The 25,678-nt window shown below is 63.6% G+C and carries 27 protein-coding genes and 2 tRNA genes; 17 read left to right on the forward strand and 12 right to left on the reverse strand.

Features of this window, described 5'->3' with window-relative positions; all coding sequences use genetic code 11:
• Positions 1-205 precede the first annotated feature (205 nt).
• From HYG81_RS30875 to HYG81_RS30900, 6 genes are all read left to right on the forward strand, one after another.
• The gene (locus tag HYG81_RS30875) at positions 206-1,219 is read left to right on the forward strand and encodes a KaiC domain-containing protein (RefSeq protein ID WP_219628692.1); all 1,014 of its coding nucleotides are present in this window, start codon (positions 206-208) and stop codon (positions 1,217-1,219) included.
• A gap of 119 nt (positions 1,220-1,338) precedes the next feature.
• Positions 1,339-1,578: an amphi-Trp domain-containing protein gene (locus HYG81_RS30880; protein ID WP_180839958.1), complete on the forward strand. Its 240-nt coding sequence runs from the start codon at positions 1,339-1,341 to the stop codon at positions 1,576-1,578.
• A gap of 1 nt (position 1,579) precedes the next feature.
• On the forward strand, positions 1,580-1,942 hold the full coding sequence (locus tag HYG81_RS30885) for a hypothetical protein (RefSeq protein WP_180839960.1): 363 nt from the start codon (positions 1,580-1,582) through the stop codon (positions 1,940-1,942).
• A 75-nt stretch (positions 1,943-2,017) separates the two neighbouring features.
• Positions 2,018-2,452 carry a universal stress protein gene (locus tag HYG81_RS30890; protein WP_180839962.1) on the forward strand — a complete coding sequence of 145 codons (435 nt, stop codon included), beginning with the start codon at positions 2,018-2,020 and terminating at the stop codon, positions 2,450-2,452.
• Positions 2,453-2,584: 132 nt separating this feature from the next.
• Positions 2,585-4,069 carry a hypothetical protein gene (locus HYG81_RS30895; protein WP_180839964.1) on the forward strand — a complete coding sequence of 495 codons (1,485 nt, stop codon included), beginning with the start codon at positions 2,585-2,587 and terminating at the stop codon, positions 4,067-4,069.
• Between the two features lie 161 nt (positions 4,070-4,230).
• Positions 4,231-5,196: a transcription initiation factor IIB gene (locus HYG81_RS30900; protein ID WP_098724717.1), complete on the forward strand. Its 966-nt coding sequence runs from the start codon at positions 4,231-4,233 to the stop codon at positions 5,194-5,196.
• A gap of 140 nt (positions 5,197-5,336) precedes the next feature.
• Here the strand turns inward: HYG81_RS30900 and HYG81_RS30905 are convergent, their stop codons facing one another.
• A complete protein-coding gene (locus HYG81_RS30905) occupies positions 5,337-5,798 on the reverse strand; it encodes a homing endonuclease associated repeat-containing protein (protein WP_180839966.1) in 462 nt (153 codons plus the stop codon).
• 104 nt (positions 5,799-5,902) lie between these two features.
• Positions 5,903-5,973: transfer RNA gene (locus tag HYG81_RS30910), tRNA-Gly, on the reverse strand.
• Positions 5,974-6,458: 485 nt separating this feature from the next.
• Between HYG81_RS30910 and HYG81_RS30915 the strand changes: the two genes are divergently transcribed.
• Positions 6,459-7,253: an NAD+ synthase gene (locus HYG81_RS30915; protein ID WP_180839967.1), complete on the forward strand. Its 795-nt coding sequence runs from the start codon at positions 6,459-6,461 to the stop codon at positions 7,251-7,253.
• 15 nt (positions 7,254-7,268) lie between these two features.
• On the opposite strand, the gene HYG81_RS30920 is transcribed toward HYG81_RS30915, so the two are convergent.
• Positions 7,269-7,808 carry a GNAT family N-acetyltransferase gene (locus HYG81_RS30920; protein ID WP_180839969.1) on the reverse strand — a complete coding sequence of 180 codons (540 nt, stop codon included), beginning with the start codon at positions 7,806-7,808 and terminating at the stop codon, positions 7,269-7,271.
• A gap of 70 nt (positions 7,809-7,878) precedes the next feature.
• Positions 7,879-8,583: an enoyl-CoA hydratase/isomerase family protein gene (locus tag HYG81_RS30925; protein ID WP_180839971.1), complete on the reverse strand. Its 705-nt coding sequence runs from the start codon at positions 8,581-8,583 to the stop codon at positions 7,879-7,881.
• 60 nt (positions 8,584-8,643) lie between these two features.
• Between HYG81_RS30925 and HYG81_RS30930 the strand changes: the two genes are divergently transcribed.
• Together HYG81_RS30930 and HYG81_RS30935 are read left to right on the forward strand one after the other, a co-directional pair.
• On the forward strand, positions 8,644-9,441 hold the full coding sequence (locus HYG81_RS30930) for a DUF7114 family protein (protein WP_180839973.1): 798 nt from the start codon (positions 8,644-8,646) through the stop codon (positions 9,439-9,441).
• Positions 9,442-9,540: 99 nt separating this feature from the next.
• A tRNA-Thr gene (locus HYG81_RS30935) sits at positions 9,541-9,612 on the forward strand.
• Between the two features lie 391 nt (positions 9,613-10,003).
• On the opposite strand, the gene HYG81_RS30940 is transcribed toward HYG81_RS30935, so the two are convergent.
• The 4 genes from HYG81_RS30940 to HYG81_RS30955 all read right to left on the reverse strand — a co-directional run bounded on the left by HYG81_RS30940 (position 10,004) and on the right by HYG81_RS30955 (position 13,792).
• On the reverse strand, positions 10,004-11,650 hold the full coding sequence (locus HYG81_RS30940; RefSeq protein WP_180839975.1) for a preprotein translocase subunit SecD: 1,647 nt from the start codon (positions 11,648-11,650) through the stop codon (positions 10,004-10,006).
• Positions 11,647-12,522, reverse strand: a complete 876-nt coding sequence (gene secF, locus HYG81_RS30945; RefSeq protein ID WP_180839977.1) for a protein translocase subunit SecF — start codon at positions 12,520-12,522, stop codon at positions 11,647-11,649. Before secF ends, HYG81_RS30940 begins: the two co-directional genes overlap by 4 nt.
• A 196-nt stretch (positions 12,523-12,718) precedes the next feature.
• A complete protein-coding gene (locus HYG81_RS30950; RefSeq protein WP_180839978.1) occupies positions 12,719-13,192 on the reverse strand; it encodes a DUF5812 family protein in 474 nt (157 codons plus the stop codon).
• 147 nt (positions 13,193-13,339) lie between these two features.
• Positions 13,340-13,792 (reverse strand): response regulator, encoded by a 453-nt coding sequence (locus HYG81_RS30955; RefSeq protein ID WP_180839980.1) that lies wholly within the window; start codon positions 13,790-13,792, stop codon positions 13,340-13,342.
• Positions 13,793-13,939: 147 nt separating this feature from the next.
• Between HYG81_RS30955 and HYG81_RS30960 the strand changes: the two genes are divergently transcribed.
• Both HYG81_RS30960 and HYG81_RS30965 read left to right on the forward strand, forming a co-directional pair.
• Positions 13,940-15,235, forward strand: coding sequence for a glucose-6-phosphate isomerase (locus tag HYG81_RS30960; protein WP_180839982.1), 1,296 nt, complete (start codon positions 13,940-13,942; stop codon positions 15,233-15,235).
• Between the two features lie 82 nt (positions 15,236-15,317).
• On the forward strand, positions 15,318-16,451 hold the full coding sequence (locus HYG81_RS30965; RefSeq protein ID WP_180839984.1) for a CPBP family intramembrane glutamic endopeptidase: 1,134 nt from the start codon (positions 15,318-15,320) through the stop codon (positions 16,449-16,451).
• 18 nt (positions 16,452-16,469) lie between these two features.
• Here the strand turns inward: HYG81_RS30965 and HYG81_RS30970 are convergent, their stop codons facing one another.
• Both HYG81_RS30970 and HYG81_RS30975 read right to left on the reverse strand, forming a co-directional pair.
• On the reverse strand, positions 16,470-16,928 hold the full coding sequence (locus HYG81_RS30970) for an NOB1 family endonuclease (RefSeq protein WP_180839985.1): 459 nt from the start codon (positions 16,926-16,928) through the stop codon (positions 16,470-16,472).
• 4 nt (positions 16,929-16,932) lie between these two features.
• Entirely contained in the window at positions 16,933-17,178 is a 246-nt protein-coding gene (locus HYG81_RS30975; protein WP_180839987.1) for a PRC-barrel domain-containing protein, read from the reverse strand.
• A 307-nt stretch (positions 17,179-17,485) separates the two neighbouring features.
• Between HYG81_RS30975 and infB the strand changes: the two genes are divergently transcribed.
• The 6 genes from infB (at position 17,486) to HYG81_RS31005 (ending at position 23,690) form a co-directional block, all read left to right on the forward strand.
• A complete protein-coding gene (gene infB, locus HYG81_RS30980; protein ID WP_180839988.1) occupies positions 17,486-19,285 on the forward strand; it encodes a translation initiation factor IF-2 in 1,800 nt (599 codons plus the stop codon).
• 304 nt (positions 19,286-19,589) lie between these two features.
• Positions 19,590-20,012 carry a response regulator gene (locus HYG81_RS30985; RefSeq protein WP_180839990.1) on the forward strand — a complete coding sequence of 141 codons (423 nt, stop codon included), beginning with the start codon at positions 19,590-19,592 and terminating at the stop codon, positions 20,010-20,012.
• A gap of 151 nt (positions 20,013-20,163) precedes the next feature.
• Positions 20,164-20,586 (forward strand): hypothetical protein, encoded by a 423-nt coding sequence (locus HYG81_RS30990; RefSeq protein WP_180839992.1) that lies wholly within the window; start codon positions 20,164-20,166, stop codon positions 20,584-20,586.
• Between the two features lie 163 nt (positions 20,587-20,749).
• The gene (gene pyrG, locus HYG81_RS30995) at positions 20,750-22,441 is read left to right on the forward strand and encodes a glutamine hydrolyzing CTP synthase (RefSeq protein ID WP_180839994.1); all 1,692 of its coding nucleotides are present in this window, start codon (positions 20,750-20,752) and stop codon (positions 22,439-22,441) included.
• Positions 22,441-23,358, forward strand: coding sequence for a glutamine-hydrolyzing GMP synthase (gene guaA / locus HYG81_RS31000; protein WP_180839995.1), 918 nt, complete (start codon positions 22,441-22,443; stop codon positions 23,356-23,358). Before pyrG ends, guaA begins: the two co-directional genes overlap by 1 nt.
• A complete protein-coding gene (locus tag HYG81_RS31005) occupies positions 23,355-23,690 on the forward strand; it encodes a DUF7126 family protein (protein ID WP_180839997.1) in 336 nt (111 codons plus the stop codon). The genes guaA and HYG81_RS31005 overlap by 4 nt, the downstream gene beginning before the upstream one ends.
• Before the next feature lie 609 nt (positions 23,691-24,299).
• Here HYG81_RS31005 and HYG81_RS31010 read toward each other — a convergent pair.
• Both HYG81_RS31010 and HYG81_RS31015 read right to left on the reverse strand, forming a co-directional pair.
• The gene (locus tag HYG81_RS31010) at positions 24,300-25,046 is read right to left on the reverse strand and encodes a 5-formyltetrahydrofolate cyclo-ligase (protein ID WP_425607548.1); all 747 of its coding nucleotides are present in this window, start codon (positions 25,044-25,046) and stop codon (positions 24,300-24,302) included.
• Between the two features lies 1 nt (position 25,047).
• The gene (locus tag HYG81_RS31015; protein ID WP_180840000.1) at positions 25,048-25,650 is read right to left on the reverse strand and encodes a MogA/MoaB family molybdenum cofactor biosynthesis protein; all 603 of its coding nucleotides are present in this window, start codon (positions 25,648-25,650) and stop codon (positions 25,048-25,050) included.
• Positions 25,651-25,678: the final 28 nt, after the last annotated feature.

Consider the following 25,678-nt stretch of genomic DNA (forward strand, 5'->3'; position numbering starts at 1 on the left):
GTCGACGGCAACAAGCTTAATCGGGCTGGAACGACTCCGGACACGTGAACGCCCGCGACGACCACGTCGCAGTGTCCACTATGGCGTCTGTCTACTCGAGCACTCCCGTCGCGTCGTCATCGCCCCCATCGGTTGACCAGCTAGCGGTTCCCTGCGGTCCCTGGCGGTTCCGGCGGCGACACCGAACAATCCGTTGGCGACACAGGTGGCTGCCGTGAGTGACGACGTCGGTGACTGGTTCGAACGGGCACTCGGGGACGAGGACGACGAACCCGACTCGGAGCCGGACGCCGAGCGCGAGGACGACGATTCGGCCCGGGACCGGACGCCGGACGCGGACGATGCGTCGGACGACCCCCTGTTCGAGGAGGATTTCGGCTCGGCACTACAGGACATCGAGGCAGCGAAGCCAGCGATCGGCGACGACGATAGCGACGCGGCAACCGGTCCCGAGGGCTTCGACGATCTCGATTTCGTCCTGGGAACCGATGAACCCGACTTCGACGAGGAGCTCGATTCGGAGCTCGCCCGGATCGACCTCGGCATCGAGGGCCTCGATCGAATGATTCAGGGCGGCGTTCCCGAGCGCTCGCTGCTCGTCGCGATGGGCGGTGCGGGGACCGGCAAAACCACCTTCGGGCTCCAGTTTCTCAATCACGCCCTCGAGCAGGACGAACGCGCCGTGTTCATCACGTTAGAGGAGAGCCGCGACCGGGTCATCAACAGCGCGACCGAGAAGGGGTACGCGTTCGACGAGTACGTCGCCGACGGCCAACTCGCCGTCGTCGACGTCGACCCCATCGAAATGGCGAACAGTCTGGCGTCGATCCGCAACGAACTCCCCGCGCTCGTCGAGGAGTTCGGCGCCTCGCGGCTCGTCCTGGATTCGGTCTCCTTACTCGAGATGATGTACGAGGACCGGGCCAAACGCCGCAACGAAATCTACGATTTCGCCCGAAGTTTGAAGGGGGCGGGAGTCACCGCGCTGTTGACCAGTGAAGCGTCGTCGGAGACCGCTTACGCGTCTCGGTACGGAATCGTCGAGTATCTCACGGACGCCGTCTTCGTTCTGCAGTACATCCGCCCAGACGATTTCCGCGAGACGCGGCTGGCGATCGAGATTCAGAAGATCCGCGATGCGAACCACTCTCGAGAGAAGAAGCCGTACGAGATAACGAGCGAGGGGATCTCGGTCTATCAACAGGCGAATCTGTTCTAGCAACAGGATCCGCACCGCTTTCATCAGTGTGACGTTACAGCACCGTTCGATCCGGTAACTATGAGTTATGGACCCGTTCGCTGCCCATACTTTTGCGGGCACGAGCGCCATATTATCGCATGGCGCAACGGACGACCGCCGACGAAACACTGCCTCGAGAGGAACTCGCCGCGTATTTCAAGGACCTCGCAGCCGAGTTCGAGCGAGGTGACGAGGAGGTCACCGTTCCGGTCGGGAACAAGAACGTGTCGCTCGATCCACCACAGAACATCGACGTCTCGGTCGAAGTGGTCGAACGATCGTCGATGCTCCGGGGGAACCGCGAGACGGTCGAGATCGAACTCAGCTGGAAACCCTAATATGGCTGTCGCGGACTCAATCCTGATCTTCGTTCTGAGCTTGCTCGTGGGAACGGTCGGCATCCTCGCGGGCGCACGGCTGGTGTTAGACAGGGATGCGAGCTTCGTGAACGCGGCGGTGACGGCGCTAATCGGCGCAGTCGCGTGGGCCGTCACGAGCTTCTTCGTCGGCTGGATCCCCCTTCTGGGGATCTTGTTGATGCTGATCGTCTGGGTCGGCGTCATCAACTGGCGCTACCCCGGCGGCTGGAGCTCCGCCGTCGCGATCGGTTTCGTCGCCTGGATCGTCGCGGTCGGGATCGTGTACGTGTTCGCGGTGGTCGGCTTCGTCACCCCCGACGCGCTGGGCATTCCCGGCATCTAACGGCCAATCGTTCCCACCATCGAAGCGGGAGGGAAACCCCTTTCTTGTCCGCGCGAGAGGGTACTGCAGAGATCGATGTACGAGACGATTCTGTTTCCCACCGACGGCAGCGACCACGCGGCGACCGTTGCGGCGCACGCGATCGACGTGGCGGCCACGAGAAACGCGACCCTGCACGTCCTCTCAGTCGTCGACGATCGCGCCTTTCTCGTCCTCGACGACGAGCGCATCGAGGACGTGCGAAGCGACCTCGAGGCGACCGCCCGCGACGCGATCGATGACGCCATGACGCGGGCCGCCGAACACGATGTCGAGACGGAGACAGCGGTCGAGACCGGCAATCCGGCCGAGTGTATCGTCGACTACGCCGCCGCCACCGACATCGACCTGATCGTCATGGGAACCAGCGGTGACGAGTACGAACGGAACGTCGTCGGGAGCGTCTCACAGCGCGTCGTCCGCGAGGCACCTGCTCCCGTCACCACAGTCGGCCCCGCCGTCGACAGCTGAGCCGAATGCGGCGAGACGCCCAATCATCGCCAGCCGGATCGCTGACGGTTCGACGCCGTCGATCGGGTACCGGTACCCCATTGGATCCGTTCCATACGGTTTGATATGGCTCCCGTCGCTAGTGACTGAGAGATGCGCCGATCGCTCGTGATCACGGCTGTGTTACTCCTCCTCGCGTTCGTGCTCGTCGGCGGCCCGTCGATGTTGCTGTCGCTGCCGATCGACCAGCTCGGATCCGAGGAACCGACCGAGAAGAAGCCGGCCCCGGAAGTCGTCTCGTTCGATGACTCCGAAAGCGGGTTCTGGGAGTATCTCAGTCCGCAAAAGGGGTTCCAGAAGCGCAGTCCCGTCAACGTGATCGTCCGCGGCGACGTCGACGACGTCGAACAGATACTGACCGAAGCGGGCGGCGGTGACTGGTCGGAAATCAACGAGTCAGAGGAGGAGGCGCTGCCGGATACGTACTCGCTGACCGGCGGAAACGCCACTGACAACGAGAGCGACAATCTCTCCAACAACTCGACGCGGCCGATGAACGAGACGACACCCAACGAATCGGCCGCTAACTCAACGAACGAATCGGCCAACAACACGACTGACGACCCACCGGAACGACGAGGGCGAATCCCCTCTCTCAACTGGGGCAAGGCCGATGGCGGTATCCGCTATGCGTACATCGATCCCGGCCAGAACGAGAGCGGGTACTGGACGACCGAGACGCTCCAACTCGAGGACGGCGATTACTACGGGCAGCGGTACCACATCCGGCTCTACGAGAGTCCCAACGAGGACGACGACTGGGTCGCCATGCAGACACACTCCGAACACTTCGACTGGTTCACGTTGCAACACCGCGTCCACGGCTCTCAGGCCGCCCAACGAAAAGTCGAGTCCGGCTTCATGGCTCACCCGCAAATAGACGTTCAGGAGGACGTTAGCCGCATCTACCTCGACAACGGCAACTCCTCCGATGCAGACGGCTGGGCTACCCTCGTCGAACTCGCCGGGTTGCTCGTCATCCCGACGCTGGTCGGCATCCGCGCCGGGCGGCGCAACGCCAGTTCACCGACCGATTCCGACCACACCGCCGAACAGCTCGGCCAACGAACGTCCGACGCCATCGACGATCATTTGACTGACGTCGACCGCCGGCGAATCGCGGCCGCCTACGCCCGTATTGAGGTCGGTCACCTCCTCCTCGTGGTCACTATCATCGCGCTGTATCTCGGCGTGCGCTCGGGCGGTATCTTCCTCGAGCACCGCGCCGAGTTCCTCACGCCTCATCAGATCGCCGCGTTGCTCTATCCGGTGATCGGCGTCGGCATTCCGACGGCGACCTACCTGATCGCGCGAGGGCTCACGCGCCGTCTCGACGCCGCCGTCGTCGCCGCAGGCTCGCTCGCGATTGCAATCTGGCTCGACTACGGCATGCTCGGTGTCGACACGCTCCCGCTCGATGTCGTCCTCCAGCGGATGCTCGTCGTCGTCGCACTCGGCCTGATCGCCGGCGGCGCGGCCAAACGCGCGACTCGCGACTCGAAGTTCAACGATATGCTGCTAGTTGGCTCCGCGATGTGGCTGTTAGTACTGGTCGGGACGCTGTTTGGGTACCTGTAAATCCCACCACGCTTCGAAATCGAGCGATTTGTGCCCGAAAACGCGGCTGAAACGCCGTGTGACCCCGATTTATTGCTGAAACGAACCTCGATTCGGTGACTTTGACGCTGGCTCTATGGTGGCGAGTCCTTAAGTCGTTGCAACATCGTTATCTACATGAAATGGCAAGCCCACCCCGCCAACGCGAACGAGAACCTGAAACGACAGAAAAAGAACAGGAACCGGAGCGTGAGCGGGTGTGTGACGAGTGTAATGGGGGTACACTCGTCAAGAGCGAGGATCAGGGCGAACTCGTCTGCGACCAGTGTGGCCTGATCGTCGAAGGAACGAACATCGATCACGGTCCGGAGTGGCGCGCGTTCAATCACTCCGAGCGACAGAACAAGTCCCGCGTCGGCGCACCGACGACCCAGACGATGCACGACAAGGGGCTGACGACCTCGATCGACTGGAAAAATCAGGACGCCTACGGTCGCTCGATTTCTTCGGACAAGCGCAACCAGATGCGCCGCCTGCGCAAGTGGCAGGAACGGATCCGCACCAAAGACGCCGGCGAGCGGAACCTGCAGTTCGCGCTCTCCGAAACCGACCGGATGGCGTCCTCGCTCGGCATCCCCCGATCCGTCCGCGAGGTCGCCTGTGTCATGTACCGGCGCGCGCTCGACGAGGACCTCATCCGCGGGCGATCGATCGAGGGCGTCGCGACCAGTACGCTCTACGCCGCCTGCCGTATGGAGGGCATCCCGCGCTCGCTCGAGGAGGTCGCCGCGGTCTCCCGCGTCGAGCGCAAGGAGATCGGCCGCACCTATCGATACGTCGCCCAGGAACTCGGCCTCGAGATGGAACCGGTCAACCCCAAGAAGTACGTCCCGCGCTTTTGCTCGGAGCTCGAGCTCTCCGAGGAGGTACAGGTGAAAGCCAACGAGATCATCGATACGACGACCGAGAAAGGGCTTCTCTCGGGCAAGTCGCCAACGGGCTATGCCGCCGCCGCGATCTACGCCGCGTCACTGCTCTGTAACGAGAAGAAAACCCAGCGCGAGGTGTCCGACGTCGCGCAGGTGACCGAAGTGACGATCCGGAACCGATACCAGGAGCAGATCGAAGCGATGGGCATTCACGAGTAAGGCGATTAGACTTCGAAATGTTGACAGTCTATCCTCGTTTTCGGGGCGTCTGAACGACTAACCGTCAGCATCCGATAACAACCACGGTACGCTGTGAGGTCTGCAATGAACACTGGTCGCTGGTCAGCGGCCGCATGATCTCACTCGAGAGTAACGTCAAAGTCCTCCATTAGGATGTGGAGAGCAAGGTGTTGCCGCTTCGTCAATGCGAGTATATTACCGGGCGTATTCAACCACGGAATTGGCTTCCTGTGATGAATCTGTTTGTCCTCGATCGCCTTCATTCCGAATTCAGCGACCGCCAGAAGACGATGAACGGAAACCCCTGCTTGCTCTCCATTATGCGTATGCACCCACCGCTCATAACCGTTCGAATCGGGATAGAGCGGGACGTGATCATACGAATCTCCGACTTGATCATACGTCTCAATTCCAGCTTCCCGCTTTGCCTCGTTCCAGCCACCCGCGATATCGCAGATATGAGTCACACATGGTGAAAGTTCGAGCTCCCGGTAATCCGCTTGCGTCGGCGGTTTTTCCAATCTGCGCGCTGCTTCCCGGAGTGATGAGAGGCAATCCTGTTTTGTATATTCTGATGACATTATGTATTAGAATCATATGATAGATAATAAAATAAGTGTGGGGGTTCATGAATTATCGTCCTTGAGCAGGAAAGAGCGCGAGGGTTTGCGGAGAAAAGCTAGTATGCGCCGGCCGGGAGTCGAACCCGGGCCGCGAGCTTGGGAAGCTCGAGTCCTACCACTGGACCACCGGCGCACTGCGCTCACTTCGTTCGCTCGCACGCCGAGGTTCGCAGTTCCTCCGGAACTGCTCACCACCGGTTCACTTTATTCGCTTGCGTGCCGTAATTCGACGAACTCCGTCCGTCTCACCACCAGCGCGCTACTCACCCAAGCATATCTTCCGGTCGCACTTGAACGTAGCGCTCTCGAACCGGCCAACGTGCCCGCGACGACAAAAACCCGTCCTCGAGTTGCAATCGCTGCGGACTATCAGTACGTATTACGTGTCCGCCGTGGTAGCGAGTCGTGTCGAAAGACGCAACGTGTCCGGGTTGGGGTAGTGGCTATCCTTCAGCCCGTCCGGCTGAGACGCGCAGTTCGATTCTCGCACCCGGACCTTCCGTTCGGCCGCTGTGACGGACTCCGACTCGAGTGCCGACGTTCCATCGAAATCGACCGTCCGGGCACTTTTTTCCGGAGAGGGGAGCCTATTAGGTCACGCCCGGCATAGGATCCCGTATGATCGACCTTCGCTTTTCGGACGGGGAACTGGAACGCCAGCGCGACCACATCACCGAATTCATCCGCGAACAGGTCGACGCCGCGGGAGCCGACGGTGTCGTCCTCGGCTTATCGGGAGGGATCGACAGCACGCTGACCGGCTATCTGGCGGTCGAGGCCCTCGGATCCGAGAACGTCCACGGGCTCGTCCTGCCGGCGACCGTCAGCAGCGAGGGGAATATGAGCGACGCCGAGCTGGTCGCACGGGACCTCGAGATCAGCTACGACGTGATCGAGATCGAGCCGATCGTCGACTCGCTGCTATCGGTCTACCCCGAAGCAGAGGGCGACCGCGAGGCGGTCGGCAACGCCCGCGCCCGCGTCCGGGGGGTCCTGAACTACCTCGTCGCCAACCACGAAAGCCGGCTGGTCCTGGGGACCGGTAACCGCAGCGAGGCCGCGGTGGGCTACTTCACCAAGTACGGCGACGGAGCCGTCGACTGCCACCCGATCGGGAACCTCTACAAGGGGCAGGTCCGCCAGCTCGCCCGCCACGTCGGCGTCCCCGAGGAACTGGCCGCGAAGACCGCCACCGCGGAGCTGTGGGCCGACCAGACCGACGAGGACGAGCTCGGAATTAGCTACGAGACGCTCGACGACATCCTCGCGACCCACATCGACGGTCCGCTCTCCGTCGCCGCAACCGCCCGGCTGCTCGAGGTCGACGAGGAAACGGTCGAGCGCGTCCGCGGAATGTACGAACGCAGCGGACACAAGCGCGACGTGCCGCCGGCCCCGGATCCCCTCGAGTAAGGGACCGCAATCCGCTCAGTCGCGCTCCGCCGGCCGTTCGTCCTCGAGTAATCCGTACCAGTACACGTCGTGATACTCGCCGTCGACGAATTCGACGTCGCGGTGGACGCCCTCCTGCGTGAATCCGACGGACTCGAGCAGTCGTCGCGACGGTTCGTTGAACTCGAACACGCGGGCTGCGATCCGGTGGAGGCCGAGCTGGTCGAAGGCGTACCGAACGACGCGCTCCGCTGCGTCGGTTCCGTAGCCCCGTTCGTGGTGCTCCGGTGCGATCCAGTAGCCGAGTTCGGCGTTGCGGGCCTCCCGGTCGAACGAGTGGAGTCCGACCGTCCCGACCGGCGTCGAATCGGCGACGACCAGGAGGACCACGGTGTCGTCGCCACAGACGTCGTTTTCGAAGAACTCGCGTTCCTGCTCGCGGTTCACGGGCCTCGAGCGGCCGATCGGCCGCCAGATTCGCGGGTCGTTGACCTGCGTTTGCAGAAACTCGAGATCCGCCTCCTCGATCGGGCGCAGCGTGACGCGGTCGCCCTCCAGAAACACTGGTCCGGGCATACCAGCCCAATTCGTGTAAGCGAATAAATCACTTTTGTCCAACTTCCTTCCGCTGCTTGAGCCACGCCGCCTACTCGAGCAGCGCGTCGATGTCGTCGGCGTGGGCGGCGACGAGGTCGCCGAAGGCCTGGGCTTCGCGTCGCTCTTGCGTCGCTCGCTCGCCGTCGTCCCGGACCCGGCGTTTCAGGACGGCCACCGTATCGGACGGGTTCTCGGCGATCTCTTCGGCGACCGATTGGGGGTCGTCCTCGATGCGCGAAATGAGTCCGATCCGCAGGGCTTCCTCGGCGTCGATCGATCGCCCGGAAAGTGAGAACTCGAGCGCGTCGCCCTCACCCAGCACTCTGGGCAGCCGGACGGTCCCGCCCCAGGCGCCGAACAGGCCGAAGCTGACCCCCGGTTCGCCGTAGGTGGACTCGGGCGTCCCGACCCGGACGTCGCAGGCGAGCGAGAGTTCGAGGCCGCCGCCGCGTGCGGCCCCGTTGATTCCGGCGACGACGACCGCAGGCGAGTCCTCGATCGTTCGGGCGACGCGCTGACCCAGACGTGCGAAGTCGGCCGCGCGGTCGCGATCCCCCTCGAGGGCCGCGACCTCGTGCAGATCGGCCCCCGCGGAGAACGCCGGACCGCGTCCGCGGAGGTAGATCACCGGCTCGTCGGCGTCGTCGATGGCCGCCTCGAGGGCCTCGAGACCCTCGATGGTCAGGGCGTTGCGCGCTGCGGGGCGGTCGATCGTGACGGTGCGAACCGATCCGTTCGTGTCAACGTCGATCATGGCAGCAGTCGACCGAGCGTTTCCAAAGGTCTTTGGCTCCGCCCTCGTAACCCCTCGCTAATGGAGAATGCCGACAGCTGTCGGCGTGCCGCCGTCGAGGCCGTCGCGGACGTCGAACCACCACGGCTGCACGAGTATATCGACTCTATCCTCGATCGAGCGTCGATGGTCCCCGCCGTCCTCACCCTCGAGAGCGCCGCGGCGATGGGCGCGGATGGCCGCGTCCTCGAGGACGAGACCGAGCGGTGTCGCGACGCCGAGTCCGAACCCGATCGGGACCGACCGCAAGCGTCCGACTGCGATCGCGAGCCCGCTCGCATCGAGACCCACGCGGCCGGCGTTCAGCTCATCTACGAGGGACTGCGACTGACGCGATCGCTCGCCCACGACGAGCCCTGGACGGCGACCGACGCCGACGCCAGCGACGCCGATCTCGGAATCCTCGCGGCCGACATCCTTGTCGCCCGCGGCTTCTACCTGCTGGCTCGCACGGACGCCGCCGGGAAAGCGGTCCGAACGGTCCAGTCGTTCGGCCGCGACCAGACCCGCCGCGCAGACCTCGAGGCCGGATCCGAGGCCAGCGCCGGCACCGGTATCGGGACCGACGGCGGCGATCCCGCGTCGATCGACGCCTCCCTCGAGCGAGACGTGCTCGAACTGGCCGTCCGCACCGGTGCCGTCGCCGTCGGCGAAACCCCCTCACCCCGACTGCACGCCGTCGTCGCGGAGTTCGCCGCCGCCGTCGGCACCTCGTTTCCCCCGGTCGAGGACTGCCTCACCGACCTCGAGGCGCGGGCTCGAGAGCTGTCGCTCGAGGATTCGACGACCGATCGAGCGACATCCGCGACGGATCCCTGAACGACGAACGCAATCGCGGGAGAGGACTGCGACAAACCGGCGCACGGCCCGCTCGAATCGAAACCCATAAAGACGACTCCGGTCAACGAACAGATGCGTGCCTGGGTAGCTTAGCGGTAAAGCGCGTCCTTGGTAAGGACGAGAGCCCGGGTTCAAATCCCGGCCTAGGCTTGTTCGGTTTCTGTTGTGATTCACTTCGTTGAGAACTGCTCTCGAGGCCACTTCCACTGACGGTCGCTACTGGGTGCTTTCGCCGATCTCGAGAACACGCTTCAACCCAGTCACTACCTGTTTCGAACTGTTGCTGTAGCGACGACAGAGCCGCGAACGTAGCTGCAATTGCAGGCTGTCCGTTCTTATCTGTTGCACTGCTGCGTTGCTGTGGTGATTGTGATGCCGATCTGTACTACCTGTAACAACCCTGTTTCGTACGATTTCGCCGCTGCGCACGGTGACGGCGACACTGTCGACTGGTGTCCGCGGTGTCGGGAACGCTAAGCGCTCTCGCAGAACAGCAAACCGACCGCAAAGCGCCGTTAGTCGCAGTCTGCGCTCGAGACGCCTACCGATCGGTCAACAGCCGTCGCAGGATGTCACCGTAGGCGGGGCGGGTGATGAGGACCCCGATGAGCACGCCGAGGATGGTGATGATCGCGAACCCGCGGAGGTCACCGAGGCTCAACACGGCGAGCGGCGAGAGGGCGACGATGGTCGTCGCCGCGGCGGCACCGATGACCCAGAAAGCCTTGCGGAATCGCGATTGGAAGACCCGTTCCGAGCTGACGTCACCTTCGTCCATCACCTCGTCGGCGATGATCACGAGGTCGTCGACCCCGGTCCCCACGACGGCGATGAACCCGGCGACGTGGGAGAGATCCAGCGGCATGCGTATCAGCGCGGCGAACCCGAGCAAGATGACTACCTCCGCGAGCGCCGTCACGATCATCGGGAGCGCGACCCGCGTGTCCGTGTATCGGATGTAGACGACGCCGCTGACGGTGACCACCGAGAGCAGCCCGATCAGTAGCGAGAACTCCTTGAACTGGGTCGCGTGGGCCGGTTCGATCGAGTAGACCTGATCCTGTTCGAAGTCAAGCGGCGCGCGCAGGCTGCCGGCTCGGAGATTGACCGAGAGCGACTGGGCCTGTTGTTGACTCGGTGCGCTCATCTGGAAGGTCGGGTTGTCCGCCCAGTCGCCGTTCCGCATCGAGGTTGCGAGACCGGGACCCTGTCTACTATCGTCGCCCATGCTGTGTGCGTCGATGACCTCACCGTCGACGACGGTCAACAGACAGTACTGGGGTTGGTCGTGGTCGAAACTGACACCGTCTCCGGTACCCGAGAGGCTGCACCGACCGATCCCTTCGCTGGTGAATCCGAGGTCGTTCAGTTGCTGCTGGAACTCGCCTGCAGCGCTGTCGCGGACCTGCACTGGGACCGCGTACGTGCCGGTGTCCCCCTGTTGCGTCGGCGGGTCGACGTCGGCGATGTTATCGCCAGTCAACACCGTCTGATTCGACTGGTTCGTCTCGTTTCCGCTATCGTCGGGATAGTAAGCGACGACCTCGACGACTCCCCGCTCGGAGAGCAACTGGCGGAGTTCGCCTGCGTCCATGTTTGGAACCTCGACGACGATATAGTGGTTGCCACCCGGTGTCGTCTGCTCGTAGGCAGATCCACCGGACAGCCCCGCGGCGTTGACCTTCGTCTGGATCGTCTGGATCATATCGTCGCGGGTCTTCTGGGTGACGCCGTCGCGGATGTCGTCCTCCGACGCGTCGACGTTCGCCGACTGCAGCGCCGCGGCGAACTCGGCCTGCGTCACGTTGTCAGTGAACACCTCCGCGGTGACGGTCCCGTCCTCCTGTACGTCGACGCTGGTGTCCGCCGGCTCGAGGCCGAGCTCGTCGGTCATCGTCGACTCGATGTCGTCGAGCCGCTGGCTCTCCTGTTGGTCGATTCCATCCTCGGCCATGCCGGATTCGATGTCCTCGGCAGTCATTCCGGTGGCTGGGACCCTGATTCGGGTCCCGCCCTCGAGGCCGAGTCCGAACTCGAGGTTGGTGGGGCCGTTGTCGACGGTGCTCTCGGCGTAGCTGTTGTCGGCCACGATGCCGCCGGGGACGAAGAGGGCGACGAGAGCGAAGGCGAGGAACAGGACGAGCAGGATGATCCGCCAGTTGGACTTGGCGGCCGCGAGCGGGTTCATGAGCGGATCCCCTCGAACTTGTACCAGCGGAGTAGACTCAGGTTCAACATGTAGGTGTTCATCAGGTCGGCCGCGAGGCCAACGAACAGGATGATTCCGATCGATGCCAGAAGACCGATGCCGAAGATGTACGCCGAGACGGCCATGACGAGCATCGCGGCCATCGACGTGATCGTCATCGTGACGCCAGTTCGCATCGCGCGGTGCGTACTCTCGTAGAAGTCACCGCTCCGGCGCAGGATGTGGTTGTTCAACAGGATGTCCGAGTCGACCGAGTACCCGATCAACATCAGCAGGCCGGCGACCGTCCCCAGCGAGAGCGGGATTCCGGCCAGCCGCATGAACGCGAGCGGGATCACGAGGTCGGAAAACGCGGAAATGACGACCGCGATCGACGGGACGAACGTCCGGAATAGCAGAAAGACGATGGCGCTCATCCCGACGAACGCGATGGCGACTCCCAGCATGGCCGTTTGCTGGCTCTGCTGGCCGAAGCTCGCCGACGTCGAGGAGACCGCCTGAACGATCTCGCTGTCGCCGTCCGATTCGAGGCCCTCCTGGGCCTGATCGCTCAGGGCCTGCGAGTCAGCCGAGGAGAACTGAACGATGTACTGATTTTCGCTCCCCGTTCCAGTCACCGATTCCGGCTCTTCGTCGAACGCCGCCGGAATATCGTCGGCCGGCGTGGTCGTCTGGACGGTCAACTCCGTCCCGCCGGCGAAGTCCATTCCCAGCGGAACCGGCGTGCCGTACACGAGAAACGATCCGCTGAGGACGAGCAGTGCAACCGCGAGAACCGCGAGCGGAACCGCCGCGAGTTGGCGGTTACTGTACCGGGTGTACTCGATCTCCGGTACGTCGAAATACGCCATATACCGGACAACTTGCAGCCCCCCGAAGTAAGCCTTCCCAATTCCAATCACCGCTCGCGGGCGCGAGGCGTCGACTCGAGCGTCGGGCTACGGACAGTTACTTTCGTCCCAACGCGGGGCTACGGCTAGTCACTTGCGCCGAGTGGATATCTCGTCAAATTCCACGATGTCAGGCGGATATACTGTTGGCCGCCGATCAGTCCGGCAGATATCGAACGCTCAACACGCCGTCGTCGGCCGAGCGCCGCACTTCCACGCGGACCGCCTCGATCCGGGCCGCTCGCGCGATCGTTTCCTCGTCCGCGAGAACGTCCTGCGCTGCGGGTTCGACCTCGCCTTCGGGCACGCGGAACACGTGAATCTCGCCCGTGCCGGCGCGTTCCTCCTGGACGAGGTCGCCGAGCTCGCTGTCGGCCGCGAGCTCTTTTTCGTGCTGGGTCGGCTCGAGATCGCTGTCGACCAGATCGATCGTGCGTCTGTCCGCGACGTCGATCACCTCCCAGGTGACGTCCATCGGCGGTTCGGGCGCGACGGTCGCCTCGAGGACGTCGTGGACCTCGAGGCCGGGGTTCGACGCGAGGGTGTGGACCTGTGCGGTGTCGACGTCGCGGACGACCGCCGATTCGTCTTCGGCGTGCGTGACGACGAACGTGCTCGTCTTTTCGGTCATGGCCGACCGTACGCGCACCGTCGGTTTCGGGGTTTCGGCTTTCGACCGCGATTCGACGGAGTTCGCTGGTCGGGCTCTCGGCTCGGCCGGTGATCGAACGACCCCTCGAGAGCCGACCGGACGGCACCGGCGGTCACCGGCACGGCGTTACGACGGTGCAGGCGGATGCTGGGCCGACTCGATCCAGAAGTCCTCGATCGCCTGCGCTAACGCGTCGAACTCGTCGGGGCTATCCGGCTTCGTGAGGTACGCGTTTGCGGCCCGATCGTAGCTCTCGGCGATGTCCGCTTCCGTTTCCGAACTCGAGAGGACGAGAGTCGGTGGTGGTGGGGAGTCCAGTTCGGTCTCGAGCGTCTCTAGGACCGTGAGCCCGTCTACCCGCGGGAGGTTCAGGTCGAGGAGGACGAGATCGGGATCCGTACTCGCGGTGGTCGTTTCACCCACGTCGAAGTATCTCGTGGCCTCTTTTCCGTCGGTGACCGTGTGGAATTCGATGTCGCTGTCGACCGATTTGAACGCTTCCCGGGTCAGACGAACGTCACCCGGATTGTCTTCAATCAGCAAGATATCGATCGGTTCGTTTGGCGTGTGGCTACTCATAGTGCTTGTACCCGAGTAGCAGATACGGGCGCGTAAGAATGATCCCTACATATGTGGTGGATCAGACTTGGTCGGCGAGATCGGTGACGGGAGCGTCTCCGAACCGATCACGGAACGACTTTAGGCCCGGCGGTCGCCTCCTCGCGTATGAACGTCGACATCGGCAACGCGCTCGCGTCCGTCGCTTCGCCGGGCGTCTCGAGGGAGTCCCTCGAGCGCCTGGACGAGCAGGTGGCGGCCGCCCACGAGCGGATCGAGCGCGGGATGGCGAACGGGGAACACGGCTACGAGGCGCTGAATCTCCCCGAACGGACCGACCCGGACGAGATTCGGGCGGCGGTCGAGCCGGTCGCCGACGCCGATGCGCTGATCACCGTCGGCATCGGCGGCAGTTCGCTCGGTGCGGCGACGATCACGAACGCCCTTCAGTCCGATACAGAAACCGTCTTTCTCGACAACGTCGACCCCGAATGGGTCTCGACGCACCTCGAGCGACTGCCCCTCGAGTCGACGGCGATCAACGTGGTCTCGCGTTCGGGGACGACGGCCGAAACGCTGGCGAACTTCCTCGTCGTCCGCGAGGCCTTCGAGTCGGCGGGCGTCGACTGGACCGAGCGGACGATCGTCACCACCGGCGAGTCCGGCCCGCTTCGCGATCTCGCGAATCGTCACGACCTGCCCTCGCTAAAAGCGCCCGACGGCGTCCCCGGTCGCTTCTCGGCGCTCTCGGCGGTCGGCATGGTCGCCGCGGCCGTCTGCGGTCACGACCTCGAGGCGCTGCTCGCGGGCGCGGCCGCCGAGCGCGAGACGCTGTCGGACTCGCTCTTCGACTGTCCGGCCTACGCCTACGGCGCGACGACGTACGCGCTGGACGGGCGCGGTGCCGGCGTGAACGCGATGATGCCCTACGCGGAGTCTCTCGAGACCTCCGCGGAGTGGTTCGCACAGCTCTGGGCCGAGAGCCTCGGAAAGGACGACCTCGGGCAGACGCCGGTCCGAGCGCTCGGCGTCACCGACCAGCACTCGCAACTCCAGCTCTACCGCGCGGGCCCGCGAGACAAGCTGGTCACCTTCGTCACTACGCGGGAGAGCGCGGACCGGCCGATTCCGGACACGGACGTCGAGGACCTCGCGTACCTCGGCGACTCGACGCTCGGCGACCTGCTCAAGGCGGAGTTCGAAGCCACGGAGGCCAGCCTCGCCGCCGCGGGACGGCCGAACGTCCGCGTCGAACTCGAGCGCGTCGACGAGTACGAACTTGGCGGGCTGCTCTATGGCATGGAAGCCGCCTGCGTGCTCGCGGGCGAGCTCTACGGCGTGAACACCTTCGAACAGCCTGCCGTCGAGTGGGCCAAGAAGGCGACGCGCGGCCTGCTCGGCGGCGGACAGTTCGAGGAGGCCGACGCGGTCGCGACGAAGACGGAGCTCCGAATCGAACGATAGCCGGTTCTCGCCACCGTCTGCTCCTGCCCCGTCAATCGTCCGTTTGCGGTGCGCCTATCAGTCTTCGCGCGAACATTCACGTATGACCGAGACTGCACGGGCCGACGACGCCGGCCCGATCGCCTCAGACGTGATCCCCGGGATCGGGACGGCCCTCGCGGGGATCACGATGGTCGCCATGCTCGTCCCCGTTCGGCAGGGTATCGACGATCCCGTTGTCTGGGCGGGAGTCGGGTTCGCCCTCGCCGCCGTTCTCGCGTTTCTGGTCCGTCGTCACGCCGGCCTCGAGCGGACGATCGCCGGACCGATCGCCGCCGCCTCGAGCGTCGCGGTCGTCTTGCTCGCCGGCTACGCCCTGAACCAGGGGATCACGGCATCGACGCCCCTCCCACCGATCTCGACGTCGATACCGGTCGTCTTTGTCGCCTTCGTCACGGCGGGACTGACCGCCGGCGTCGGCGTCGCGGAGTCCGTCGGCATCGGGCTCATCGGATTTAAACGCCGAGCACAACAGGTAGCCGTCCTCACCGTCGTCGGGTTCGCAGGTCTCTTCGCTCCCGACGTGACGACACCGATTCTCGCGATTCCGGTTATCCCGTTCGTCGAGTCGCTCCCGGAGACCGAACTCCTCGTGATCAGTGTGATCGTCGGCAATCTCGGCATGGCGCTGGGGACGGCAATTATCGTCGCAGCCTATCTTCATCTGACCGATCGCGACCGTTCCTTTATCGATCTCCGGCTGCCGACTGCGCGAGAGGTCGGCTGGACCGTCGTCGGGTTGATCGTCCTCTTGATAGCCCTCTTTGCGATCGATTTCATCATGCAGCTGGTCGGCGTCGAGGGGTCGGAGCACGCGACGACCCAGCGAGCCCGGGAGCGTCCCGAGCTGATGCTCGTGATGATTCCAATCGCAATCTTGATCATCGGTCCGTTCGAGGAGCTGCTGTACCGGAACGTCATCCAGAAATCGCTGTACGAAACGTTCTCGCGGGCCGGTGCCGTCGTCACGGGGAGTGTCATCTTCGCGGCCGTTCACGTCTCCGCGTACGCCACCGCCGGTCTCGGCGCGGTCATCGCGAGTCTCGGCACCGTCTTCGGGCTCTCGCTCGTCCTCGGGACGATATACGAGCGGACCGAGAACCTCGTGATCCCTGCGCTGGTCCACGGACTCTATAACGCCGTACTGTTCGCGAACCTCTACTCACTCTACGGGTAAAATGCGGCCAGCGTCCCGTTACGAGGGGTTCTTCCGCGCGAGTGCCGACCCGCAGATCGGACACCGATCCTTCTCCTCGTCGAACTCGCGACCGCAGCCCTGACACTGATATCGCCAGTGGCGCTGTTCGTCGATCCCCTCGCGGGCGATCACTTCGACACCGACGTTGAGTTTCTCCGCGACGTTTTGCATCGCGTAGTCGTCGGTCACGAGGGTCGCGTCGAGTTCGAAACTCGCCGCGACGAGGCGAACGTCGGTCTCGGAGAGGACCTCGAGGTCGCCGGACTCCCGGGCCGCGCGCTCGACCTTTTCGGTGGTGTCGTCGTTGGGAATGTGGATGTGCATTCCGGAGCCTTCCATCGCGTCGTAGCGATAGGCGCTCTCGTCTTCCAGTTCGTCGCGGACGAGCGGGATGGTTGCAGTCTGTTCTGTCGTGTGGAAGTCGTGGATAAAAGCCGAGGTGTCGAGAACGTACATACCGTTAGCGCTGGACGACGATGTAGTCTTTTACCGCTTGAACGCGGTTGACGGGAACGAGAAAGTGGCCGGCGTCGTCGAGGTCGAAATCGACGGCGCGCCGGGACAGCTCCTCGTCGGGCTCGATGACGAGATCGTGGAGCTTGCCCGATTTGAGATTCATCGTGATGTTGTAGAGCAATCCGAGCTCGGTGCCGTCGGACCCCATGACGGACTTCCCCGAGAGGTTTTCAGCGAGTATATCGCTCATGCATACCCGTACTTACTAATCGGTATTAAAAACAATGGGGTACGCGCGGACTGGCGTCAGACGGTGGGCAGACGGATGAACCGAGCGGCGTCGCGGGTCGGAAACGGACGGATCGACCCCTCCCACCCAACGTCCCCTTCCGAAACGGGTTAAATGAGCGCGTTGTGTCCGTGAACCAACTGCCAGGTGGGCATGCGGTTCGATGGACGGGCCGCGAAGATGGTCGCGATCACCGGAACGCCGATGACGATGGGTTTAACTACGGCGATACGGACGATTTAGGTAAGACCTTCTCGGGTGGTTCATCATGTCGGACACGGACACACGCGACCCCACATCCCTCAGAACGCCAATCGTCGCTGTCCTCGGACACGTCGATCACGGCAAGACAAGTCTCCTCGATAAGATCCGCGGCTCCGCGGTCATCGAGGGCGAAGCAGGCGCGATCACCCAGCACATCGGCGCGACCGCCGTCCCGCTGGACATCATCTCCACGATCGCAGGCGACCTCGTCGACCCGGACGATTTCGACCTCCCTGGCCTCCTCTTTATCGACACGCCGGGTCACCACTCCTTTACGACGCTGCGCTCCCGCGGCGGTGCGCTGGCCGATATCGCCATCCTCGTCGTCGACGTCAACGACGGCTTCCAGCCCCAGACGCTCGAGGCCCTAGACATCCTCAAACGCTCCGAAACACCGTTCATCGTCGCGGCGAACAAGATCGACACCGTTCCGGGCTGGAACCCCAACGAGGACTCGCCGATCAACGACACCTACGAGTCCCAGTCGGAGCGCGTGCGCCAGCGACTCGACGAGAGCCTCTACGAGATCATCGGCAACCTCTCGGACGAGGGCTTCTCGGCCGACCTCTACTGGCGGGTCCAGAACTTCCAGCGCAACGTCGGCGTCGTCCCCGTCTCGGCGATGACCGGCGAGGGCGTTCCCGACCTCCTGACCGTCATGATGGGACTCTCCCAGCGCTACATGAAAGAGGAGATGGAGATCGACGTCGCCGGCCCCGGCGTCGGCACCGTCCTCGAGGTCAAAGAGGAGAAAGGGTTCGGAACGACGATCGATACGGTGCTGTACGACGGGACGATCCGGTCGGACGATCAGCTCGTCGTCGGCGGACAGAACGAGCCGATCGTCACCGAGGTGCGCGCGCTGCTCCAGCCGCGGCCGCTCGCCGAGATCCGCACCGAGAGCAGATTCGAGAAAGTCGACGAGGTCTCGGCCGCGTCCGGGATCAAGGTCGCCGCGCCCGAACTCGCGGACGCGATGGCCGGCGCGCCGGTACGGGTCGTCCGTAATCGCGACCTCGAGGAGGTCGTCGCGGAGGTCCAGGCAGAACTCGCGGACATCGCCGTCGACACCGCCGAAGAGGGCGTCGTCGTCAAGGCCGACACGCTCGGCAGCCTCGAGGCCATGGCCGACGCCCTGGGCGACGCGGAGGTACCGATCGTTCGCGCGGAGGTCGGCGACGTCGCGCCGCGGGACGTCTCGGTCGCCTCGACGGCCGACGACGGCAAACAGAAGGCCATCCTCGGATTCAACGTCGACGTCCTCGACGATGCGGACGACCGCGCGGAGATCGAGGACGTGACGATCTTCACCGACGAGGTCATCTATCAGCTGATCGAGGAGTACGAGGAGTACGTCGAGGGAATCGAGAAGGCTCAGCAGGACACCATCCTCGACAACATCACCCGGCCCGCCCGGTTCCGGATCCTGCCGGATCACACCTTCCGCCAGAACGACCCCGCGGTCGTCGGCGTCGAGGTGAACTCGGGAACGGTCCAGAACAACGCGAACGTCGTCAAGTTCGAAGGCAACGAGGCCGACCGCGTCGGTCAGGTCAAGGGGATTCAAGAGCAGGGTGAGGACGTCGACGAGGCCCGCGCCGGCAACCGCGTCTCGGTCGCCATCGAGGGACCCACCGTCGGACGGGGGATCGAGGAGGACGACGAACTCTGGATCGAAATCCCAGAGAAACACGCGAAGATCCTCGAGCAGGAACTCGCGAGCGAGATTCCCGGTGACGAACTCGAGGCGCTGAACATGTACCTCGACAAGCAGCGCAGTCGGGACCCGTTCTGGGGGAAGTAGTCGACTGCTCTCGCCGCGCTTGCCGTCTCGGTAGCGCTGTTGGATTAGCGTTGTTCGCTCATTTTGCCATGATTCGGACGTTCACGGCAGATGCGTACTGAGTACCGGATTTGGTCGTACCAGTTTTGCTGTTACATAGGCCGTATCCCTGGAGAAGAGTATCAGCCTGATGGGCAATCTATGTGGGACAAATTGTCATACCGTTACTTTGCTTTACTTATTTGGAAATTACCTCTAGTAAGAAGTAATGACCTTCAGTGGTACATGAAATAATATTTATAACTATCCAGATCAAGGATATATTGTGAGCGGACCAAAGTATGTGGGCGAAATCTTTTTACTAGAAGATAATCCGGGCGACGTTCGACTCACACAAGAGATATTTCGGGAAGCTGAATTATACGGGACTTACTACGTCGCTAACGACGGTGACGAGGCGTTAGACTTCCTCAATCAACGCGGTGACTACGTTGATGCGCCTCGTCCGAACATAATACTACTCGATTGGCATTTTCCGAAAAAGAGCGGGGAAGAAGTGCTGAAAGCGATAAAGAGTGACGAGAATCTGAAACAGATTCCAGTAGTCGTTCTAACGGGAGTACTGCAGGAATTATACGATCTGAAATCCGAAAACCCCGGAGCAGATGCGTACGTCCTAAAACCGCTCGAGCCGGACGACCTCATCAGGATCGTTGAAGAGTTTTCTTTTGACCAGGGGCTTCTGTGACAGTGGGATGACTTCTCGGTGACGACCGAACTGATCGACTGGCGCTCGAGGCCGATGTACTGGCGTTTCCGCCTCCGCAGCCCGTCGACTCGAGACGGCCCCTTTCCATCTCCTATGTAAGCATTAACACGCTGCTCGTGGTGGGTCCGATATGCTCGTCCAACTCAGACAGTACAAGCACGAAGAGGTCCAGTTCGACGACAATCGGACGACCGGCGAGTCCCAGACCGAGGATACGGTGAACCCCGACGCCGAGGACTATTTCGGCGAAGATATGGACGATCTCGACGCCGAAACGTGGGAAACCGTCAAGTACGAGGGCGATCCGATCCAGCGCCGTTCCGTCACGATCGATGGGGTGACCGCCGTCTCCGTCCCGAAGGAGCCGACCGACGAGGACGATCCGGATCTCCCCGGGCAGACGATCCAGTTGCGGATGGGCGGCGGCATCGAGAACCTCGCGCAGGCCGAAATCGTCGAAGTCCAGGACTTGGAAGTCCAGGACCCGGCCGAAGGAAAGGTCTCAAAGGAGGACGAACCCCACGGGAAGGCGTCCATGGACGACGAGCCCTAGGCAGCGTATTTTCCCACCGCCGTCCCGTTCTGGACGAACGTGGGGATAAACGCGGACTCGAGCGGGTGCGCCGCGCGGTGACCGAACCGACGAGGGGTGACAACCTCTGTCGGTGGCGGTGTGGTCCCGAAATCGTTTTCAAGCGGTCGCGCGCACACTCGGTATGCCGACGGAATCGGACACTCATTATGACCCCTCGCTGGGGAACAAGTTCATCTTCGTCACCGGCGGCGTCATGTCGGGACTCGGCAAGGGGATCACGGCCGCGAGCACCGGCCGGCTCCTCAAAAACGCCGGGTTCGACGTCACTGCGGTGAAGATCGACCCGTACCTGAACGTCGACGCGGGGACGATGAACCCCTACCAGCACGGGGAGGTCTACGTCCTCGAGGATGGCGGCGAGGTCGACCTCGATCTCGGGAACTACGAACGGTTCCTCGACATCGACATGACCTCGGACCACAACATCACGACGGGCAAGACCTACCAGCACGTCATCGAGAAGGAACGCGCCGGCGACTACCTGGGCAAGACGGTCCAGATCATCCCCCACATCACCGACGACATCAAGCGCCGGATCCGCGAGGCCGCGGAAGGCACCGACGTCTGTCTCATCGAAGTTGGCGGCACCGTCGGGGACATCGAGGGGATGCCTTACCTCGAGGCGCTGCGCCAGTTCGCCCATGAGGAACCCGAGGAGAACGTCCTCTTCACCCACGTCACGCTCGTCCCGTACTCGAAAAACGGCGAGCAGAAGACGAAGCCGACCCAGCACTCGGTCAAGGAGGTCCGTTCGATCGGTCTCCAGCCCGACGTGATCGTCGGCCGGTGTGAGGACCGCCTCGACCCCGAGACCAAGGAGAAGATCGCGCTGTTCTGTGACATTCCCACGGACGCAGTGTTCTCGAACCCCGACGTCGAGGACGTCTATCACGTCCCGCTGATGGTCGAAGACGAGGGGCTCGACCAGTACGTCCTCGAGCACTTCGGGCTCGCCGACGAGGCGCTGCCGCCCGAGGAGCGAACCAACGACTGGCGCGAGATCGTCACCACCGAGAAAGCGGGCGAGATCGACATCGCGCTGGTCGGCAAGTACGACCTCGAGGACGCCTACATGTCGATCCACGAGTCGCTGAAACACGCCGGCTTCGAGGTCGGTAGCGACGTAAACGTCCACTGGGTCGCGGCCGACGAACTGAGCGAGGGCCACGACGGCCAACTCGAGGGAATGGACGGCGTCATCGTCCCCGGCGGATTCGGAATGCGCGGCTCCGAAGGGAAGATTCGGGCGGTGCAGTACGCCCGCGAGAACGACGTTCCGTTCCTGGGCCTGTGTCTGGGCTTCCAGATGGCCGTCGTCGAGTACGCCCGGAACGTGCTGGGCCTCGAGGACGCTCACTCCGCGGAGATGGAAGCAGACACGCCACATCCGGTCATCGACATCCTGCCCGAGCAGTACGAGGTCGAGGACATGGGCGGCACGATGCGGCTGGGCGAGCACACGACCGTCATCGAGCCCGAGACGCTGGCCTACGAGCTCTACGGCGACACGTCCTGTTCCGAACGGCACCGCCACCGCTACGAGGTCAATCCCGAGTACTTCGACCAGTTCGAGGACGAACCGCTCGTCTTCTCCGGCACCGCGGGCAACCGGATGGAGATCCTCGAGCTCGAGGACCACCCGTTCTTCCTCGGGACGCAGTTCCACCCCGAGTACACGTCCCGTCCCGGGCAGCCGAGCCCGCCGTTTCTGGGGCTGGTCGAGGCCGTCCTCGAGCGGACCGACGATGCGACCGAAGCCGAGAGCGAATCCGACGACGCGGACACCGACGCGGAAACCGAGGTAACCCACTGATGGTAGACACCGAGACGTTCGTTCCAGAAGCAGTTGCAGAGATCGGCGACGAAATCGGCGACGCGAACGCCGTCATTGCCCTCTCCGGCGGCGTCGACTCGTCGGTCGCCGCCGCGCTGGCCTACGAGGCCATCGGCGACCGACTCACACCGGTCTACGTCGACACCGGCCTGATGCGGAAGGGCGAGACCGACCAGCTCCGCGAGACCTTCGACTACATGGAGTCGCTGCGAATCGTCGACGCGAAAGACCGCTTCCTCGAGGCCCTTTCGGGCGTCACTGATCCCGAGGAAAAGCGGAAGGTCATCGGCGAGCAGTTCATCCGGGAGTTCGAGCGCGAGGCGAAAGACACCGACGCCGACTACCTCGTGCAGGGGACGATCTACCCCGACCGAATCGAGAGCGAGGGCGGGATCAAGTCCCACCACAACGTCGGCGGCCTCCCCGAGATCGTCGACTTCGAGGGCATCGTCGAACCGGTTCGCGACCTCTACAAGGACGAGGTCCGCGAGGTCGCCCGCCACCTCGGCCTCGACGAGATCGTTGCCGAGCGGATGCCGTTCCCCGGCCCCGGGCTCGCGGTGCGGGTCATCGGCGAAGTCACCGAGGAGAAACTCGAGGTCGCCCGTCACTCGTGTCACGTCGTCGAGGAGGAACTCGAGGAGTACGAGCCCTGGCAAGCGCTCGCAGCCGTTATCGGCAAGGCCACGGGCGTCAAGGGTGACAACCGGGTCCACGGCTGGGTCGTCTCCGTTCGCTCGGTCGACTCCCGCGACGGGATGACCGCCCGCGCCCAGGAGATCGACTGGGAGACGCTCCAGCGCATCCAGTCTCGGATCACGGGCTCCAACGAGAACGTCGCCCGCGTCGTCTACGACGTGACCCACAAGCCGCCAGCGACCATCGAGTACGAATGAGCACCACAACTCCGACCGCAGTCGTCGCCGGCCCCGACGAGGACGGCATCGGCGCGGCACTCGAGAGCGAGGGCGTCGACGTCACCCGACTCACCGGCGTCCTCTCCCGACCGCAACTCGAGGAGGCGGGCATCGTCGCGGCCGACCTGTACGTCCTGACCGACACCGGACAGGCGACGACGATCCCGATCGCCTGCGATCTGAACGACGGGCTTCGAACCGTCGTCTACGCTCGAGACACGGTCCCCGAGTTCATCCGGGGACAGCTCGATATCGCGATCGATCCGCGACTGATGGACGCGAGCATCGTCGCCGACGAACTGGTCAACTGATACCGGGGACTGCCGCCGATGTCCGCGAGTGCGTTCGGACGGCTCGCCGACCGCGACTGTTTTCGCTATTTGGCCGCAGCCAACCGTGAGAGCAGCCACTGAATCGGTCCAAACGAGTTACTACTCGGGCAGTTCGATCATCCAAATCACCCACTTCACTATATCCTGCGCATAAACTTTCTCGAGCCCGGTATCTGCCGAATAAATACGCGTTGAATTCGGGAGAATTCGGCGTAAGACTGGTATACCATCACCGTCGTTCAAGTGGGTGCCGGCGGTAGTCGTGAGTGGAGGTCGACGGGCAGACCCCACCGATGGCACCCACCACCTGTACCCGCGACTTCCAGCAACCCCACCACAGCACCCGTTCCCACCACTGCCAACCGATTCTCGCTGACGCGGGCCCGACCCACCGGCTCGCGTTGCACCCTGCGATTCTGGCATCGGGGCGCGGCGGTTTCGCCGCGCTCCGGGGATGGACCGCTTCACCGATGTTTTGTACCGATCAGTCCTCCCGCTCGAGACTGCAGTCGTCGTCGCGTCACGCGCTCCGCAGCGCGTCCGTCCGAACCCAAGTTTCGACGGCCGAACTGATCGATGACCCGTCGATTACGACGAGTCGAGCCGGTCGAGAACCGGAATCTCTGCGAGTCGCTCGGCCGTGAGCAGGTCCCAGTCGATACCGTCGGGTTGTTCACTCGCCTCGGGTCGCAGCACTCGCTCGGGCGTGACGACGAGCGTCATCGCGACATCGTGGGCCCCGGTCGCGACGGGCTCGTCGATCACCTGCCGTTCGTGGACCGTCGTCGCGACCGGCGTCGTCTCGTCGACGAGGTCGAGTTCCCGGAGGACGGCGTACTCGAGGTCGCTGTAGCCCTCCCCTTTGCCGATCCGACCGCCGGTCTCGGTTATCGCAACGCTGCCGGAGACGATCAGATCGACGCGGTCGACCGCTTCCGGCCCGACCTGTTCGCCGTGTTTCGACGACCCGGAGACGGTCGTCGCCGCGTCGTAGTCCTCGAGTTCGTCGGGATCGAGTTTCAGGAAACACTTCTCGTCCCGAAGGCGCGGCACGGCCATGTAGACCGTCTTTCCCTCGCGGAGTGCCCGCCGCCGGACGGGCAACTGCGGCGCGTCGGGATTCGCCTTGATCGTCGTCGCCTCCGTCCACTCCGGTTGCTCGGCAAGCTGATCGGCGGCCTCCTTTGCCCCGGCAAAGTTCGGGATTCGACCGTGAGGCGGAAACGGAAACCGCGCCTCGCCGCTCTCCTCGAGGTCGTCCCAGATCCGCTCGCGGACGGACTCCTTGTCAATGGCGTCGCTTCCAGCACTGTCACCGTCATCGCTGGAGCCCACGTCAGGCACCCCCGTTCGTCGCTTCGCTCGGCGCACCGGTTTCCGCCGGTTCGTCCGCGGCGTCCGGATCGTCCTCGTCTTCGGAATCCGGCTCCGGTTCGCGTGCGAGTTCGACGATCCCGGCCGCCTCCGGCAGGATGATCTCCTCGAGCGCGAGACGGACCGCGTCGGGGTCGCCGGGGAGACAGAAGACCGGTGTCCCCTCGGCGATGCCGGCGAGAGTCCGCGCGATGACGGCTTTCGTGCCGGCCTGCTCGTAGGCTAACGCGGTGAACAGCTCGCTGAACGCGGTCAGTTCCTTCTCGAGGAGCGGATCGACGGCCTCGATGGTGATATCGTCGGGCTCGACGCCGGTCGCGCCGGCGGTGAGCACGACCTCGACGTCGTCGCGGTCGATCAGCCGCGAAACGATCGACTGGACCCTGTCGTAGTCCGAACCGACGTGTTCCCGGACGACGACCTCGTTGCCGTCGTCCTCGAGCGACTCGTTGATGGCCTCACCGGCGGCGTCGGCCTCGAGGCTGCGATCGGAAGCGATCGTGACGACGCCGATACAGAGCGTCCCGTCGCCGGGTTCGGTGGCGTCCGAGTCCGTCTCGTTCATACCGCAGTTTCGAAAGCCGACGGGTAAA

This window comes from Natrinema zhouii, from assembly GCF_013456555.2.
GTDB classification, from domain to species: Archaea; Halobacteriota; Halobacteria; order Halobacteriales; family Natrialbaceae; genus Natrinema; species Natrinema zhouii.